General features: G+C 42.2%; 1 pseudogene. It reads left to right on the top strand.

Features of this window, described 5'->3' with window-relative positions:
• A pseudogene (locus tag NHH16_RS15450) lies at nt 1-1,009 on the top strand (hypothetical protein); the annotation flags it as partial.

Here is a 1,009-nt window from a genome sequence, read left to right as displayed (position 1 = left end):
CCCCAAAACAATCCTATTGAAATCTGGGCTTTTAAGAAGGATAAGGAAACGAACGAGGGCAAGCCACAAGGCGGGGCAGCGTTAGAAGATACTCAGTTTAGAGTTAAATTCTATAAAGGCCATTATGACGTGGATCCTCAGACGCTTGGCAAGAAAGAGGAACGCAGCTGGATTATTCGAACGGATAACGAGGGAAGGGCAATGCTTGGTAAAGAGTATCTAGTAAGTGGCAGTGACTTTTATCTAGATTCAAAAGGAAACCCCACCCTTCCTTTAGGGACAGTAACAACCCAAGAGATAAAGGCATCAGAGGGATATCTGCTAAGTGATGCTAGTGTTCATGTAAAAAAGGTGACGGCGGAAGGAAAGCTAGAAAGTGTAAAGACTTATGATAGCCCGGTAATTAAAAATAATCCGATTCGTGGAGATCTAAAGTTCGTCAAGATAGAAGACGGTACTGGTAAACGAATGGCCAATATTCCCTTCTCAATCACGTCAAAAACGACAGGTGAAAGTCATATTATTGTGACCGACAAGAATGGCAACGGGTCTACCGAGAGCAGTTGGAACAAGCACTCAGAAAATACCAATCGAGGAGAAAGTGAGAAAGACGGTGTTTGGTTTGGGAACATAAATGCACTAAATGATGATGTGGGCGCGTTACTTTACGATACCTATGTGATTGATGAGCTACCCTGTGAAAATAACAAAGGAAAAGTTTTGATAACGGGCGTTGAGATTGTAATCGAACGAAATCTAGTTTCCGTAGAATTGGGTACGCTAACCAATGACGAAGAACCAAAGCCAGAAATTGGCACCACTCTTACAACTGAGGATGGCGGGAAAATAGTGGTGACAGAAGGTGTCATAAAGTTAAAGGATGTTATTAGTTATTTCAAAATGGCTAGGCACATAGGAGAAGAGTTAACAGCAAACGGAATTTTAACAGCGGACGGCAAACCAGTATTGATTGAGGGAAAAGAGCTTGTTGGTACTGCGAAGTTTACAC

It is taken from the genome of Ohessyouella blattaphilus (assembly GCF_024721265.1).
GTDB classification, from domain to species: Bacteria; Bacillota; Clostridia; order Lachnospirales; family Lachnospiraceae; genus Aequitasia; species Aequitasia blattaphilus_A.
Note: the sequence above shows the minus strand (reverse complement) of the source record. Positions and strands in the feature narration are given on the sequence as shown.